The 382-nt window shown below is 74.9% G+C and carries 1 protein-coding gene; it reads left to right on the forward strand.

Annotation, left to right across the window (positions count from 1 at the left end):
• Positions 1-382, forward strand: a 382-nt coding sequence (locus E4T82_RS12355) for an NAD(P)/FAD-dependent oxidoreductase (RefSeq protein WP_194185907.1), incomplete at both ends; no start/stop codon positions are given.

The following is a 382-nucleotide window of genomic DNA, read 5'->3' on the forward strand; positions in this document are numbered from 1 at the left end:
GGCTCGGGCCGTTGCCCCCGGCAGCCGAAGACGCAGCGCCGCGGGAGGCCGGCACCACCGAACTCCGTTTTGCCGCGCCCGCCGGCGAGGTGCATGTGCAGGCCCGTGCCGCCGTGCTGGCGCTGGGCGGCGCCAGTTGGAAGCGCCTGGGCTCCGACGGCGCCTGGGCGCCCTGGCTGGAAGCGCTGGGCGTGGCCGTGGCCCCGCTGCGGCCCGCCAATTGCGGCTTCGACGTGATGGGCCCGGAAGCGCCATCCGGCACGACGCGGCGCGAATTCCTGCAGGCCCTCGTCGGCCGCGAGGCGCCGCCCGTGGGCTGGACGGCCCATTTCACCGAACGTTTCGCGGGCCAGCCGTTCAAGTCGGTGGCGCTGCATTTCAC

This window comes from Streptococcus cuniculi, assembly GCF_004570575.1.
Lineage (GTDB): Bacteria > Bacillota > Bacilli > Lactobacillales > Streptococcaceae > Streptococcus > Streptococcus cuniculi_A.